This is a genomic window from Pararhizobium antarcticum (assembly GCF_001885585.1).
GTDB classification, from domain to species: Bacteria; Pseudomonadota; Alphaproteobacteria; order Rhizobiales; family Rhizobiaceae; genus Pararhizobium; species Pararhizobium antarcticum.
This window is the reverse complement of record NZ_LSRP01000001.1, coordinates 194,536-208,677: the sequence shown is the minus strand read 5'-3', so window position 1 is coordinate 208,677 and position 14,142 is coordinate 194,536. Positions and strand designations below refer to the sequence as shown.

12 protein-coding genes are annotated in these 14,142 nt (G+C 62.5%); 5 read left to right on the top strand and 7 right to left on the bottom strand.

The genetic code is table 11. The features are described from left to right. Positions 1–14 precede the first annotated feature (14 nt). The 4 genes from AX760_RS00910 to AX760_RS00895 are packed head-to-tail and all read left to right on the top strand — an operon-like array spanning position 15 to position 3,607. Positions 15–941 carry a siderophore ABC transporter substrate-binding protein gene (locus AX760_RS00910; RefSeq protein WP_071830942.1) on the top strand — a complete coding sequence of 309 codons (927 nt, stop codon included), beginning with the start codon at positions 15–17 and terminating at the stop codon, positions 939–941. Next, a complete protein-coding gene (locus AX760_RS00905) occupies positions 938–1,918 on the top strand; it encodes an ABC transporter permease (protein WP_071830941.1) in 981 nt (326 codons plus the stop codon). Before AX760_RS00910 ends, AX760_RS00905 begins: the two co-directional genes overlap by 4 nt. After that, positions 1,911–2,852, top strand: coding sequence for an iron chelate uptake ABC transporter family permease subunit (locus tag AX760_RS00900; protein WP_071830940.1), 942 nt, complete (start codon positions 1,911–1,913; stop codon positions 2,850–2,852). Before AX760_RS00905 ends, AX760_RS00900 begins: the two co-directional genes overlap by 8 nt. After that, positions 2,849–3,607 (top strand): iron ABC transporter ATP-binding protein, encoded by a 759-nt coding sequence (locus AX760_RS00895; RefSeq protein ID WP_071830939.1) that lies wholly within the window; start codon positions 2,849–2,851, stop codon positions 3,605–3,607. Before AX760_RS00900 ends, AX760_RS00895 begins: the two co-directional genes overlap by 4 nt. A gap of 94 nt (positions 3,608–3,701) precedes the next feature. On the opposite strand, the gene AX760_RS00890 is transcribed toward AX760_RS00895, so the two are convergent. Together AX760_RS00890 and AX760_RS00885 are read right to left on the bottom strand one after the other, a co-directional pair. Beyond that, positions 3,702–6,902, bottom strand: a complete 3,201-nt coding sequence (locus AX760_RS00890; protein ID WP_071830938.1) for an efflux RND transporter permease subunit — start codon at positions 6,900–6,902, stop codon at positions 3,702–3,704. 39 nt (positions 6,903–6,941) lie between these two features. Next, a complete protein-coding gene (locus AX760_RS00885; RefSeq protein ID WP_071830937.1) occupies positions 6,942–8,174 on the bottom strand; it encodes an efflux RND transporter periplasmic adaptor subunit in 1,233 nt (410 codons plus the stop codon). A 172-nt stretch (positions 8,175–8,346) separates the two neighbouring features. On the opposite strand from AX760_RS00885, the gene AX760_RS00880 reads away from it, so the two are divergent. After that, complete coding sequence (locus tag AX760_RS00880) at positions 8,347–8,928, top strand: TetR/AcrR family transcriptional regulator (RefSeq protein ID WP_071830936.1); 582 nt, start codon at positions 8,347–8,349, stop codon at positions 8,926–8,928. 48 nt (positions 8,929–8,976) lie between these two features. Here AX760_RS00880 and AX760_RS00875 read toward each other — a convergent pair whose 3' ends face one another. The 5 genes from AX760_RS00875 to hutH form a co-directional block, all read right to left on the bottom strand. Next, the gene (locus tag AX760_RS00875; protein WP_245294903.1) at positions 8,977–9,570 is read right to left on the bottom strand and encodes a HutD/Ves family protein; all 594 of its coding nucleotides are present in this window, start codon (positions 9,568–9,570) and stop codon (positions 8,977–8,979) included. A gap of 4 nt (positions 9,571–9,574) precedes the next feature. After that, positions 9,575–11,248 carry a urocanate hydratase gene (gene hutU, locus AX760_RS00870; protein ID WP_071830935.1) on the bottom strand — a complete coding sequence of 558 codons (1,674 nt, stop codon included), beginning with the start codon at positions 11,246–11,248 and terminating at the stop codon, positions 9,575–9,577. Further along, positions 11,245–12,069 carry an N-formylglutamate deformylase gene (hutG, locus tag AX760_RS00865; RefSeq protein ID WP_071830934.1) on the bottom strand — a complete coding sequence of 275 codons (825 nt, stop codon included), beginning with the start codon at positions 12,067–12,069 and terminating at the stop codon, positions 11,245–11,247. Before hutG ends, hutU begins: the two co-directional genes overlap by 4 nt. A gap of 231 nt (positions 12,070–12,300) precedes the next feature. Next, on the bottom strand, positions 12,301–12,465 hold the full coding sequence (locus AX760_RS26970; protein WP_175551983.1) for a hypothetical protein: 165 nt from the start codon (positions 12,463–12,465) through the stop codon (positions 12,301–12,303). Positions 12,466–12,563: 98 nt separating this feature from the next. Then, complete coding sequence (gene hutH, locus AX760_RS00855; protein ID WP_071830932.1) at positions 12,564–14,099, bottom strand: histidine ammonia-lyase; 1,536 nt, start codon at positions 14,097–14,099, stop codon at positions 12,564–12,566. Positions 14,100–14,142 lie beyond the last annotated feature (43 nt).

Here is a 14,142-nt window from a genome sequence, read left to right as displayed (position 1 = left end):
GAACCCTTTGCCTTATGACCAGCCTCTTCTCCTTTTCAACTCTCCGATACCTTTCCGTCACGGTCGGCCTTGCTCTCTCTGCGTTTCCAAACATCGCCCAGGCGATTGACGTCGCAACAGCAACCGGTGTCGTTGCCGTGGACGCACAGCCGGCGCGGATCGCCGTGTTCGATATTGCGGCGCTGGATACGCTGGACAGTCTCGGTATCCGGCCGGCCGGGATACCCTCCAATCTCTATTTGCCGGCCCTGGCGCATCTGAAGGAGACCGGAACCGCCGTCGGTGATATCTTCGAGCCCGATCTGGAAGCCCTGAGCGAACTCGCACCGGACCTGATCATCGTCGGCGGGCGCTCGTCGACGCAGGTCGCAGCGACCACGCAGGTGGCGCCGACCATCGACATGACCATGGATGGCGACGATCTTCTGGCGCAGGCCAAAGAGCGGCTGTCGGCCTATGGCGCTCTTTTTGGACGGGACAAGGAAGCCCTTGCCGCCGGTGCAAAACTCGACGCCACCGTCAAAGCTGCCCGCGCCGCGATCAAGGGCAAGGGTACTGCTTTGATCGTCATGACCAACGGGCCGAAGATTTCGGCCTATGGTCCCGGCTCGCGTTTCGGCTGGGTGCATTCGGCGCTCGACCTTCCGGCGGCCGTTCCGGATGTCGAGGCTGCAACCCATGGCAAAGCGGTGTCCTTCGAATTCATCCGCAAGGCCAATCCGGACTGGCTTCTGGTGCTGGACCGGGCGGCGGCGATCGGCGCCGACGATCAGAACGCCAGGACGACACTCGACAATGAACTGGTGGCCGAGACGACGGCCTGGAAGAAGGGGCAGGTAATCTACCTTCCGGCCGGGGATTTCTACATTGCCGCCGGTGGCGTGCAGGCCATGAGCCGCGTTTTCATGGCGATTGCAGCTGCCTATTCCCAAGCGCCATGATTGACCGCAAGCCCCGCTGGACGAATTGGACGATCGGCCTTGCTGTCGGTCTCGGCAGTGCCTTGCTGTTTTGTCTCAGCCTTGCTGTGGGGGCTGATGACCTCGTTTTTGCGCGGCTCTTCGACGACCCCGCGACAGTGCAGCTTTTCCTCGCCAGCCGATTGCCGCGCACGCTTGCGGCGATGCTGACCGGGGCGGGTCTGGCGATTGCCGGCCTGATCATGCAGACGCTTGCCCGAAACCGCTTTGTCGAGCCGGCCACGGCGGGCACGGCACAAAGTGCCGCGCTCGGCATTCTCATCGCCACGCTGCTGTTCCCCGCCGCGACGCTGGCGACCAAGACGCTGATTGCCAGCGTTGCAGCCCTCACCGGAACCTCGGTGTTCCTGATGACCGCGCATCGCCTGCCGCCGACGCAGCCCTATCTCGTGCCGCTGTTCGGCCTTGTCTATGGCGGCGTCATCGGTGCGATCGTCACCTTTGTCGGATGGCAGGCAGACCTCTTGCAGTTCCTCGACATCTGGACCAGCGGCGAATTTTCCGGCGTCGTGCGCGGGCGCTACGAACTGCTCTGGGGTGCGGCGGCGATGATCGTGCTTGCCTGGTGGGTGGCCGACCGGCTGACGGTGGTTTCGCTTGGCCGCGAGATCAGCGTCGGTCTCGGTTTGAGCTATCAGCGGACATTGCAGCTGGGCCTTGTCATCGTCTCCGTCATTGCGGCGCTGACCGTCGTCATTGTCGGCATCATTCCTTTTGTCGGTCTGGTCGTGCCGAATGTCGTCTCGCGCATCATGGGCGACAATTTGCGCGGAACGATCCCCTGGGTGGCCGGCTGCGGTGCCTTTCTGGTTCTAGGCTGCGATCTTCTTGGTCGGCTGCTGCGCTATCCCTACGAAATCCCGGTCGCGACCGTCATGGGCGTGGTCGGCGGGCTTTTGTTTCTCCGGTTGATGTTCATGCGGTCCGCCCATGGCTGATCGTCGACTGCTGTTGCTTCTAACCCTCGCGCTCCTGTCGGTGCTTTTCTTCATGCTGGCCGGTCTGCGTGGCAACATCGCCTTCGTGCTGGGTTTGCGGGGCCTGAAGCTGCTGGCCCTCTTGCAGGTCGCCTTGTCGATTGCCGTCTCGACAGTGCTGTTCCAGACGGTGACGGCCAACCGCATCCTGACGCCTTCGATCATGGGCCTTGACGCACTCTATGTCTTCGGCCAGACGGCGCTGGTCTTTCTGCTGGGGGGGCTCGGTTATGCCAGCCTGAACGGCGGCTTCAAGTTCGGCATGGAAATCGTACTGATGGTCGCCCTTGCCATGGCCCTGTTGTGGCCAATGCTGAAGCTTCGGATGGACATGGGGCTGATGCTGTTGATGGGAGTGACGCTCGGCATTCTGTTTCGCAGCCTGCAGGCTCTGCTGGCCCGCATGCTGGACCCGAATGCCTTTGCTGTCGTGCAGGGCGCAAGCTTTGCAAACTTCAACGCGCTGCGCACCGACCTGACCCTGCTGGGCGCGATCATGACTCTTGTCGCGGTCGCTTTCTGTTGGCGCGCACGCCACCGTCTCGACGTCATTGCGCTTGGCCGTGATGCGGCGACCGGCCTTGGCGTACACTGGACGCGCAGTGCGGCCGGTCTTCTTCTGCTCGTTTCCATCCTCGTTGCCGTTTCAACGGCGCTTGTCGGGCCTGTCGCCTTTTTCGGCCTGCTGGTCGTGGCGCTCGCGGAGCGCGTCGTGAAGACCCAGCGGCATGCCGTTCTTCTGCCTGCTGCCGTCCTCGTTGCCATCACCGTTCTCGTGGGCGGACAGGCTGTCCTGCAGCACGCTCTGGGCGGCGCATCGACGCTTGGTGTCGTCATCGAATTTGTCGGTGGCCTGGTGTTCCTGATCCTACTTGTGCAGGGGGCACGAAAATGATCCTGATCGAGAATGTTTCCCTGTCCTATCGCGATGTGCCGATCCTGCGCGGCATCGACCTGGCCCTGCCGAAGGGTGGGATCACGGCGCTGGTCGGTCCCAACGGTGCCGGCAAATCCAGCCTCCTGTCGCTTGTCGCGCGGCTGCAACCGCTGCAGACAGGGTGCATCTCGGTGGATGGAATGCCGGTGGATACGACACCCAGCCGGACGCTGGCGCAGCGGCTTGCCATCCTGCGGCAGGACGGCATTGTCGCCAGCCGGCTGACGGTACGCGAACTGATCGGTTTCGGCCGGTTTCCGCATCATCAGGGGCGCCCGGGCGCGCTCGACCTTGCGCTGGTTGACGCCGCGCTCGATCAATTCGATCTGGCGGCCTTGTCCGATCGCTTCATCGATACACTCTCGGGCGGCCAGCGGCAGCGGGCGCTGGTTGCGATGACCTTTTGCCAGGGCACCGATTATCTGCTGCTCGACGAACCGCTCAACAATCTCGACATGTTCCATGCCAGACAATTGATGCGGTCGCTGCGCCGGATCGCCGACGAGGCGGCAAGGACGGCGATCATCGTCCTGCACGATATCAATCAGGCCGCAGCCTATGCCGACCGGATCGTTGCCATGCGCGATGGCCGCGTGATCGTCGATGGTCCGCCGGCGGCGGTTCTGACGGAGGAAAACATGGAAGCAGTGTTCGGCTACCGGATCCGGATCGAGCAGATCGCCGGAAAGCCATTCCTGATGCATCACCTTTAGCGCAGCTTTTCGCAAAGGCATTCACGCCCGGAAGCCGGCTGCAAAATGGACCTCCGCCGGCGTCGCGGCGGAGGTCGCTCGGTCTCGTCGGGCGCTACTCGGCCGGCGCGTGGGCCGCCAGAGCAGTGGAGTGGACTGGTTCCGCCGCGCCGCTCTTGCGCAGGGGTTTGTTGCCGGTCATCGCCCGCACCAGCACATAGAAGACCGGCGTCAGGAACAGGCCGAACAGTGTCACGCCGATCATGCCGGAGAACACCGCGACGCCCATGGCGTGGCGCATTTCCGCACCCGCGCCGGTCGATATCACCAGCGGCACGACGCCCATGATAAACGCCATCGATGTCATCAGGATCGGCCGCAGGCGCAGGCGGCTTGCGGTGATGACGGCGTCGAAGGGCTTGGCACCTTCGAATTCCAGCTCACGGGCAAACTCGACGATCAGGATGGCGTTTTTCGCCGAGAGGCCGACAAGAACGATCAGACCGATCTGGGTGAAGACGTTGTTGTCTCCCCCTGTCAGCCAGACGCCGAAGAGCGCGGCGAGAATGCCAAGCGGCACGATCATGACGATCGACAAGGGCAGCGACAGGCTTTCATACTGGGCGGCCAGCACGAGGAAAACCAGGAGGATCGACAGCGGGAAGATCAGCAGGCCGGAATTGCCGGCGATGATCTCCTGATAGGTCAGTTCCGTCCATTCGAAGCTGATGCCGGCCGGCAGCGTGTCGGCTGCGATCTGCTCGACAATGGCGCGCGCCTGTCCCGACGATACGCCGGGGGCCGCATTGCCGTTGATGTCGGCCGAGAGGAAGCCGTTGTAGCGCATGGCGCGTTCGGGGCCGGCGCTGGAGGTGACGTTGAGCAGGGCCGACAGCGGGATCATCTCGCCTGATGTCGAGCGGACTTCGAGCTTGCCGATGTCCTCCGCCTGCGCCCGGTATGCAGCATCCGCCTGGACGCGCACGGAATAGGTCCGGCCGAACTTGTTGAAGTCGTTGACATAGACCGAGCCGAGATAGATCTGCAACGTATTGAAGATGTCCGGCAGGGGCACGTTCAGCTGACGCGCCTTGGCGCGGTCGACGTCGGCGTAGAGTTGCGGAACGTTGACCTGATAGCTGGAGAACATGCCGACGAGTTCCGGCGTCGCATAGGCCTTGGCGAGGAAAGCCTTCACGGCCCCGTCGAGCGCCTCGTAACCGAGGCCGTTGCGGTCTTCGATCTGCAGCTTGAAACCGCCGATCGCGCCGAGCCCCTGCACCGGTGGCGGCGGGAAGATGGCGCTGAAACTTTCCTGGATCACGCCGAGTTCCTGGTTGAGCCGTCCGGCAATGGCACCGGCCGAAAGATCCGGCGTGGTGCGTTCCTCGAAGGGTTTGAGCGACAGGAAGACGATGCCGGCATTCGACGAGTTGGTGAAGCCGTTGATCGACAGGCCCGGAAAGGCGATGGCGCTTTCGACGCCGGGTACCTTGAGGGCGATATCGCTGATGCGGCGGATCACGTCTTCCGTTCGATCCAGCGAGGCGCCGTCCGGCAGCTGCGTGAACCCGACGAGATACTGCTTGTCCTGCGGCGGCACGAAACCGCCGGGCACCGCCTTGAACAGGAAAACGGTCGAGCCAATCAGCACGAGATAGATCGCCATCATCAGCGTCTTGCGCGAAATGACGCGCCGCACGCCGCCGCTATAGGCATTCGATCCACGGGTGAACACGGCATTGAACCCCCGGAACAGCCAGCCGAACAGGCCGTTCATCACCCGCGTCAGGCGGTCCTTCGGTGCGTCATGGGACTGTAGCAGGAGCGCTGCCAATGCCGGTGACAGGGTCAGCGAGTTAAAGGCCGAGATGACGGTCGAGATGGCGATGGTCAGTGCGAACTGCTTGTAGAACTGGCCGGTGAGGCCGGAGATGAAGGCAAGCGGCACGAAGACGGCGACCAGCACCAGCGCAATCGCGATGATCGGGCCGGAGACTTCGGTCATCGCCTTGTAGGTCGCTTCGCGCGGAGCAAGCCCGTTTTCGATGTTGCGCTCGACGTTTTCGACCACGACGATCGCGTCGTCGACAACGATGCCGATGGCCAGGACAAGTCCGAAGAGGCTGAGCGCATTGATCGAGAAGCCGAACATCTGCATCACGGCGAAGGTGCCGACGATCGACACCGGAACGGCGATCAGCGGAATGATCGAGGCGCGCCAGGTCTGCAGGAACAGGATGACGACGATGACAACGAGGACGATGGCTTCCAGTAGCGTATCGACCACGGCCTCGATCGAAGCGCGCACGAACTGCGTGGTGTCGTAGACGATCTCGTAGGAAACGTCCTGCGGCATGGTCGTCTTGATTTCGTCCATCACCTTGCGGACCTGATCGGCGATCTCGATGGCGTTCGAGCCCGGCGCCTGGAAAACCGGAATGGCGACGGCCTGCTTGTTGTTGAGCAGCGAGCGCAGCGAATATTCGGCCGAGCCAAGTTCGATACGCGAGACGTCCCTCAGCCGGGTGATGGCGCCGGAGGCACTGGTCTTGATGATGATCTCGCCGAATTCCTCTTCGCTCTGCAGGCGGCCCTGCGCATTGACGGAGAGCTGCAGGTCGACGCCCTCAAGATTGGGCGAGGAGCCGATGACGCCGGCGGCGGCCTGGATGTTCTGGGCGCGGATTTCATTGACGATGTCGGAGGCCGAAAGGCCCAGCTGCGCCATCTTCTGGGGATCGAGCCAGATGCGCATGGAATAGTCGCCGGAACCGAACAATTGCACCTGTCCGACGCCGTCGATGCGGGCCAGCCGGTCCTTGACGTTGATCAGCGCATAGTTGCGCAGATAGGTCATGTCGTACCGACCCTCGGGAGAGGTCAGGTGCACCACCATCATCAGGTCTGGCGAGCTCTTGATGGTCGTCACGCCGAGGCGTCGGACTTCTTCCGGAAGGCGCGGTTCTGCCTGGCTGACACGGTTCTGGACAAGCTGCTGCGCCTGGTCGGGATCGGTGCCGAGCTTGAAGGTGACGGTCAGCGTCATCAGGCCGTCTGTGGTCGCCTGGCTGCTCATGTAGAGCATGCCCTCGACGCCGTTGATCGCTTCCTCAAGCGGCGTCGCCACCGTCTCCGCGATAACCTTGGGGTTGGCGCCCGGATAGTTGGCGCGAATAACGATCGAGGGGGGCACGACGTCCGGATATTCGGAAATCGGCATGACAGTCAGCGAAATCAGGCCGCCGATGAAGATCATGAAGGATAAGACGCCCGCAAAAACGGGGCGATCGATGAAAAATTTGGAGATGTTCATATCTCGACCCGCCTTTTCGCGTGGTTTGAAGAAGACGGCCTAGTTTCCGGCCGTTTCGGCAATCGATGCCTGAAGCTCGGTGCTGGTGCCTGTTGTCATCGACACCATTTCAGGTGCGACGAGGGAGCCTGGCCGGATGCGCTGCAGGCCATTGACGACAATGCGTTCCTTGGCCTGGAGGCCGCTGGTGACGATGCGCAGGCCGTCGGATTTCGCGCCGAGCGAAATCTCGCGATACTCGGTGGTATTGTCCGGCTTCACGACCATCACGAATTTCTTGTTCTGGTCCGTGCCGATCGAGCGCTCATGCACCAGAACGGCATCGGTGGCTTTTGCCTGGCCCATGCTGAGACGCGCGAACTGACCGGGCAGAAGGTTGCCATCGGCATTGTCGAATGTCGCGCGTACCCGGATGGTGCCACTTTTCGGATCAACGCTGTTGTCGATCAGTTGCAGGCTGCCCTTGACGGAGCTGGCGCCTGCCACGTCCATCCGGACCGGTATGCGATCGAGGAAGTTGCGGGCGTTGAGGCCTTCCGGAAGTTCTGCAAGCACACCGGCAACAACGTCCTCGTCCGCCTCGAAGCTGGCATAAATCGGGCTGAGCGAAACAAGCTGTGTCAGGACCGGGGAGGAGGGGCCAGAGGCAATCAGATTGCCCGGCGTCACCTCGATTTTGCCGATGCGGCCGGTGATCGGTGCGCGAATCTGCGTGTAGCCGAGGTTGAGCAGTGCCGATTGCAACACGGCGCGGGCCGCTTCGAGGTCAGCCTGCGCTCCGGCCTGCCCATTGATGCGCTGGTCGTAGTCGCTCTGCGAGACGGCGGCGGATTCGAGAAGCTGCTTTCCACGCTTCAGCTCGGTCCGGGCCAGCGACGCACGCGCCTCTGCAGCAGCCACGGCCGCGTGGGCGCGGGCCGCTTCCGCCTCAAACGGCGCAGGATCGATCGTGACCAGAAGGTCGCCTTTCCGGACGATGGCGCCTTCCTTGAAATGCACTTCCTGGATGGCGCCGGCGACGCGGGAGCGCAGTTCGACATGGTCGACCGCTTCGAGGCGGCCGGAGAATTCGCTCCATTGGGTGATCGGCTTTGCTTCGACGATCGCAACCGATACCGGCACGGCCGGCGGAGCCGCTGCGGTTTCCGCTGCTGCATTGCCGTTGCCTGCGGGTGTGCCGGTAAGGTCGAAGACCAGGGCAGGCGCAAGGATGGCAACAGTCAGTGCCAGGCCTGTGGTCAAGAGCTTCCGTCTGATGTTTGCAAGAGACATCGGGATCTATCCTTGTTTCTGACGCTATTGTCTGGGTACGGTGCGCTTTGCACGGGGGTGGCATGCAGGCGCATTGACGTTCAGTACCGGTCGGTATAGAAATAAGATCGGGGGTGCATTGTTGTCAATAGAATTTTATACCGATCGGTATAAAATAGGGAGGATGTGAAAAATGGGACGGCCCAGAGAGTTCGATGTCGATGAAGCCCTGCAGACGGCGATGGAGCTGTTCTGGCGAAAAGGCTACGAAGGCACGTCTCTGACGGATCTGACAGAGGGAATGGGTATTACCCGCCCCAGCCTCTACGGCTTTTTCGGCAACAAGGAAGAGTTGTTTCTGAAGGCTCTGGATCGCTACGAGCAGAACCAGATGGTGTTTTTTCGCGAGGCTCTTGAGGATCCCAAGGCGCGCTCTGTCGCCGAACGCGTCCTGAAGGGCTATGCCGATTTACAGACGTCCGAGTGCAATCCGAACGGTTGTCTCGGCATCAATGGTGCCTTGGCCTGCAGCGAGGCAGCCGCTGAAATCCAGAAATGCCTGATTGAAAGCCGGCGTCGCGTCGAGCAGGCTCTGGCAGACCGCTTCGAACGCGCCGATCGCGAGGGCGATTTTCCAGATGCCTGTTCGCCAATTGATCTTGCCCGGTACATCATGACGGTGACGCAGGGCACGGCGGTTCAGGCGGCGTCGGGAGCCGATCGTGCCGCCTTGTACAAGGTCATAGACATGGCCCTGCAGTGCTGGCCGAAATAGATTGCTGTTTGTCGTCGAGGAAGCCGACGCGACGACTTTGACGGGACCTCAGACCGCTCTCAGCCGGATGATGCAGATCTCAGCATGCCCTTTCGCATCGACCGTCACCCTGTGGCCGATCAGGGCGCAATCCAGCCTTTCGAGAGGGTCCGTTCTGCCGCTTCCGACGTCGAGCAAGACCGGCGATAGCGCAAGCAAGAGCATGGTATGATCACCGCTTTGCAGGTCCAGCCGGCCATCAATGGTCAGCCGCTCCACGTGATGTGTCCAGCGTCCGCGACGGGTCATGACATTGAGGTCGGTGATTGGACCAGCGGCCAGCCTTGCCGTCGTCGCCCTGTCTGCGGCAAAGGCGAATGGCTGCGAAGCGGTGGTCAGGCTGACCGGTGGCTGATCGCCGATTGCAAGGTCCATGCCCTTGCCTTCGAGGAGGAGCAGCGTGCGATCGATGTCCGGAAAGGTCGAAAACGGCCCGTCCATGGAAACGACGGCCATGCTGATCCGCCAGTCGAAACCGGCTAAATCGCTCTCTTCGGGAAAAACGGCGACTTCGGTGGTGAAGCCGCCGCCGTTCTTCCAGGGCATGGTCCGGTAGTCCCTGTGTCGCAGGATATGCACGGACCCGTTCGTGGTCGCGACCATCACCTCAGTTGCTCAGAATGCCCGGCAGGCGCAGACCTTTTTCCCGGGCACAATCGAGTGCAATGTCGTAGCCGGCATCGGCATGGCGCATGACGCCGGTCGCCGGATCGTTCCAGAGGACGCGGTCGAGGCGGCGGGCTGCATCGTCGGTGCCATCGGCGCAGATGACGACACCGGAATGCTGCGAGAAACCCATGCCGACGCCGCCGCCGTGGTGCAGCGAGACCCAGGTGGCGCCGGATGCGGTGTTGAGCAGGGCGTTGAGCAGCGGCCAGTCGGAAACGGCATCGGAGCCGTCTTTCATCGCTTCGGTCTCGCGGTTGGGCGAGGCGACGGAGCCTGAATCGAGATGGTCGCGGCCGATGACCACCGGGGCCGACAATTCGCCGCTCCGGACCATTTCGTTGAAGGCGAGGCCAAGCCGGTGGCGATCGCCTAGGCCGACCCAGCAGATGCGTGCCGGCAGGCCCTGGAAGGCGATGCGTTCGGCGGCCATGTCGAGCCAGTTGTGCAGGTGTTTGTTGCCGGGCGTCAGTTCCTTGACCTTGGCGTCCGTCTTGCGGATATCTTCCGGATCGCCCGAGAGGGCAGCCCAGCGGAACGGACCGATGCCGCGGCAGAACAGCGGCCGGATATAGGCGGGCACAAAACCGGGAAAGGCGAAGGCGTTTTCGAGGCCTTCATCCTTCGCCACCTGGCGGATGTTATTGCCATAGTCGAAGGTCGGGATGCCCCTGTCCTGGAAGGCGATCATCGCCTCGACATGCTCGCGCATCGAAGCGCGTGCAGCCTTTTCCACGGCCTTCGGGTCGCTTTCGCGCTTTTCCTTCCACTCCGCCATGGTCCAGCCCTTCGGCAGGTAGCCGTTAACAGGGTCGTGGGCGGAGGTCTGGTCGGTGACCATGTCGGGGCGGATGCCGCGACGGACCATTTCCGGCAGGATGTCGGCGCAGTTGCCGAGCAGGCCGACCGACTTGGCCTCGCCGGCCGCGGTCCAGCGCTCGATCATCTCCATGGCTTCGTCCAGCGTTTCGGCGCGCGCATCGACATAACGGGTGCGCAGGCGAAAATCGATGGACTCGGGGTTGCACTCAACGGCGAGGCAGCAGGCGCCGGCCATGACGGCCGCCAGCGGCTGGGCGCCACCCATCCCGCCGAGGCCGCCGGTCAGGACCCATTTGCCCGTGAGGTTGCCATTGTAATGCTGGCGGCCGGCTTCGACGAAGGTTTCGTAGGTGCCCTGCACGATGCCCTGGCTGCCGATGTAGATCCACGAACCGGCGGTCATCTGGCCGTACATCGCAAGACCCTTCTTATCCAGTTCGTTGAAATGATCCCAGGTCGCCCAATGGGGCACGAGGTTGGAATTGGCGATCAGAACGCGCGGTGCATCCTTGTGGGTGCGGAAGACACCGACCGGCTTGCCGGACTGCACCATCAGCGTCTCGTCTTCGTTGAGATCGCGCAACGTCTCGACGATCTTGTCGAAATCGGCCCAGGTGCGGGCTGCACGACCGATGCCGCCATAGACGACCAGTTCGTGCGGATTTTCAGCGACTTCCGGATCGAGATTGTTCATCAGCATGCGAAGCGGTGCTTCGGTCATCCAGGATTTCGCCGAGAGTTCCGTGCCGCGTGCGGCGCGCACGTCGCGGATGTTGTGACGAGGATTGGTCATTGGGGTCCCCTTGTGGTGTGAGCCAGTGTCAGCGCCGATGTCTCGATGCGCGTGAGAATGTCTTTGAGGTGGATGCGAAGTCCGGCCGCCTTGGCTTCGTCATAGGTGAAGGGCGGCGTCTCGGAGGTGAGATGGGTGGATTGCGCCAGTTCCATCTGGATGGCGTGAACGCCGGTTTCAGGCCGGCCGTAATGGCGCGTCGTCCAGCCACCCTTGAAGCGTCCGTTCAGAATGCTGCTATAGCCGCCAGCCTGGGACACCAGATCGAAGGTCGCAGCCTCGATCGTCGGATCGCAGGTTCTGCCGCTGTCGGTGCCGATGTTGAAATTCGGCAGCTTGCCCTCGAAGAGAAAAGGGATGCGCGAGCGGATCGAATGGCAATCATAGAGCACGGCAATGCCGTGAATGGCTTTGACCCGCGCGATCTCCGCTGCAAGGGCTGCATGGTACGGCGCATGAAAATCGGCAAGCCGGGCGGTGGTATCGGCGTTTGTCGGCTCGTCGCCGGGGTTCCAGATCGGCACGCCGTCGAAATCGGTTGCCGGAATAAGCCCGGTCGTGTTCTGGCCGGGATAGAGGCTGAGACCATCCGGATCGCGATTGGCGTCGATCACGTAGCGATGGAACGTGGCGCGCACCGTTGTCACATCGGGCAGCAGTCCGGCATAGAGATGGTGGATGTGCCAGTCGGTATCGGCGAGGATTCGGCCGTTGTCGTTGAGGCGGTCCCGGATGGCAGCCGGGACTTCGGTCCCTGTGTGCGGGAAGCCGAGGATGACGGGGGATGTGCCTTGGGTGATTTCGGCGATGGTGCCCGTCATTGAAATACCCTTTCGGTGGCTTGCGAAAGGTATCCAACTCCTCCGTCATTCCAGTGCTCGTCACAGGAATCCAGTGCGCCCAAGTCTTTGGGCGCGGAGAACTCTTCCAGTTGCGAAAGGACATCGTTCACGGCGCAGACGCGCCGTGGCTGGATTCCTGTGACAAGTACAGGAATGACGGGTGTGGCTCGGTTTCGTCCAAAAAATGGAAAGATTGGCAGCCTGCTCATATCAACCCTCCAGAACCGGCAGGATGCCAGCGGAAACTGCAGCATTCAGCCCACCCGAACCAACGAGTTCACTTGCTGCCTTAAGATCGGTCGCCATGTAACGGTCCACCTCGAGCGTCGGTACCACGGCGCGGATCGCGGCAAAGCCCCCCTCATCGCCTCGCATGCGCTCGGCACTTCTCCCCGTTGGGGAGAAGAGGGAGCGTGCCGTCGCTTTCGGTCGGTACCCGTCTGAACTTGGGCAGGGGTGCTTGGCGATCATCCTCAAGCCTCCAGAACCGGCAGAATGCCTGTCGACACCGCATCGTTCAGCCTGCCGGACGCAACCAGGTCGCTCGCCGCCTTGAGGTCGGTCGCCATGTAGCGGTCGACCTCCAGTGTCGGGACAACGGCGCGGATCGCGGCGATCGCCTTGTTCAATTCTGGACTTGTGGTGAGTGGCGTACGGAAATCGATGCCTTGCGCGGCTGTCAGCGCCTCGATTCCGATGATGGCAAAGAGGTTGTCGGTCATCTGCAGCAGGCGGCGGGCGCCGTGGCAGGCCATGGAGACATGGTCTTCCTGGTTTGCCGAGGTCGGGGTGGAATCGACCGATGCCGGGTGCGACATTTGCTTGTTTTCCGACATGAGCGCAGCGGAGGTGACTTCGGCGATCATCAGGCCGGAGTTGAGGCCGGGTGTCTTGGCGAGGAAGGCCGGGAGCCCGTAGGATAGAGCGGGGTCGACCAGAAGCGCGATGCGGCGCTGTGCGATCGCGCCGATTTCGCAGACGGCAAGGGCAATCTGGTCGGCGGCAAAGGCAACCGGTTCGGCGTGAAAATTGCCGCCGGAGACGACGGAATTGTCGGACAGGACCAGCGGATTGTCGGTGACGGCATTGGCCTCGATTTCCAGCGTTCGGGCAACCGAGCGCAGCAGATCGAGGCAGGCGCCGTCGACCTGCGGCTGGCAGCGGATGCAATAGGGGTCCTGAACGCGTTCGTCGCCATCGATATGGCTTTCGCGGATCACCGATCCCTGGAGCAGGCCGCGAAGCGCTGCGGCCGCGTCGATCTGGCCCTTGTGGCCGCGCAGCGTGTGGATATCCGGATGAAACGGTGCCGACGAGCCCATGGCCGCATCGGTCGACAGCGCGCCGGTGATCAGCGCCGACTGCGCGGCGCGGTGGGCGCGAAACAGCCCGGCGAGCGCCAGCGCGGTGGAAACCTGCGTACCGTTGATCAGCGCTAAACCTTCCTTGGCGGCCAGCACGACCGGGGTTAGCCCAGCGCGTGATAAGGCAGTTACGCCATCCAGCTGTTCGCCGTTGAATACGGCCTCGCCTTCACCCATCATAACAGCAGCCATATGCGCAAGCGGCGCCAGATCGCCGGAGGCGCCGACGGAGCCCTTTTCGGGAATGACCGGGATGATGCCTTTGTCGAGCATGCCCTCGATCAGGCGGACGAGTTCGATCCGCACACCGGATGCGCCACGGCCGAGCGAGACAAGCTTCAGAGCCATGATCAGCCGGACGATGTTTTCGGCCAGCGGCTGGCCGACGCCGCAGCAATGCGACAGGATCAGGTTACGCTGCAGGGTGGCGACATCGGCGGCGTCGATCCGGATGCTCGCCAGTTTGCCGAAGCCGGTGTTGATGCCGTAGACCGGCGCGTTGCCGGCAGCGATCTCGGCGATGCGGGCGGCGGCCTTTTCGATACCCTTGTCGAAGGACGGATCGAGCCGGGCGGGCTCGCCGGTCCAGTAGATGGTTTCGAGTGTCGAAAGCGGGACTGAGCCCGGCTGAAGAATTAGGGTCATTGCGAAGTCCTCACCAATGCGCGGAGCAAGGCTCACGCGTCTT

Bases quoted from the DNA above. Each gene is read 5' to 3' on its own strand.
- AX760_RS00910 (WP_071830942.1), top strand. From the start codon at position 15: ATGACCAGCCTCTTCTCCTTTTCAACTCTCCGATACCTTTCCGTCACG.
- AX760_RS00905 (WP_071830941.1), top strand. From the start codon at position 938: ATGATTGACCGCAAGCCCCGCTGGACGAATTGGACGATCGGCCTTGCT.
- AX760_RS00900 (WP_071830940.1), top strand. From the start codon at position 1,911: ATGGCTGATCGTCGACTGCTGTTGCTTCTAACCCTCGCGCTCCTGTCG.
- AX760_RS00895 (WP_071830939.1), top strand. From the start codon at position 2,849: ATGATCCTGATCGAGAATGTTTCCCTGTCCTATCGCGATGTGCCGATC.
- AX760_RS00890 (WP_071830938.1), bottom strand. From the start codon at position 6,902: ATGAACATCTCCAAATTTTTCATCGATCGCCCCGTTTTTGCGGGCGTC.
- AX760_RS00885 (WP_071830937.1), bottom strand. From the start codon at position 8,174: ATGTCTCTTGCAAACATCAGACGGAAGCTCTTGACCACAGGCCTGGCA.
- AX760_RS00880 (WP_071830936.1), top strand. From the start codon at position 8,347: ATGGGACGGCCCAGAGAGTTCGATGTCGATGAAGCCCTGCAGACGGCG.
- AX760_RS00875 (WP_245294903.1), bottom strand. From the start codon at position 9,570: ATGGTCGCGACCACGAACGGGTCCGTGCATATCCTGCGACACAGGGAC.
- hutU (WP_071830935.1), bottom strand. From the start codon at position 11,248: ATGACCAATCCTCGTCACAACATCCGCGACGTGCGCGCCGCACGCGGC.
- hutG (WP_071830934.1), bottom strand. From the start codon at position 12,069: ATGACGGGCACCATCGCCGAAATCACCCAAGGCACATCCCCCGTCATC.
- AX760_RS26970 (WP_175551983.1), bottom strand. From the start codon at position 12,465: ATGCGAGGCGATGAGGGGGGCTTTGCCGCGATCCGCGCCGTGGTACCG.
- hutH (WP_071830932.1), bottom strand. From the start codon at position 14,099: ATGACCCTAATTCTTCAGCCGGGCTCAGTCCCGCTTTCGACACTCGAA.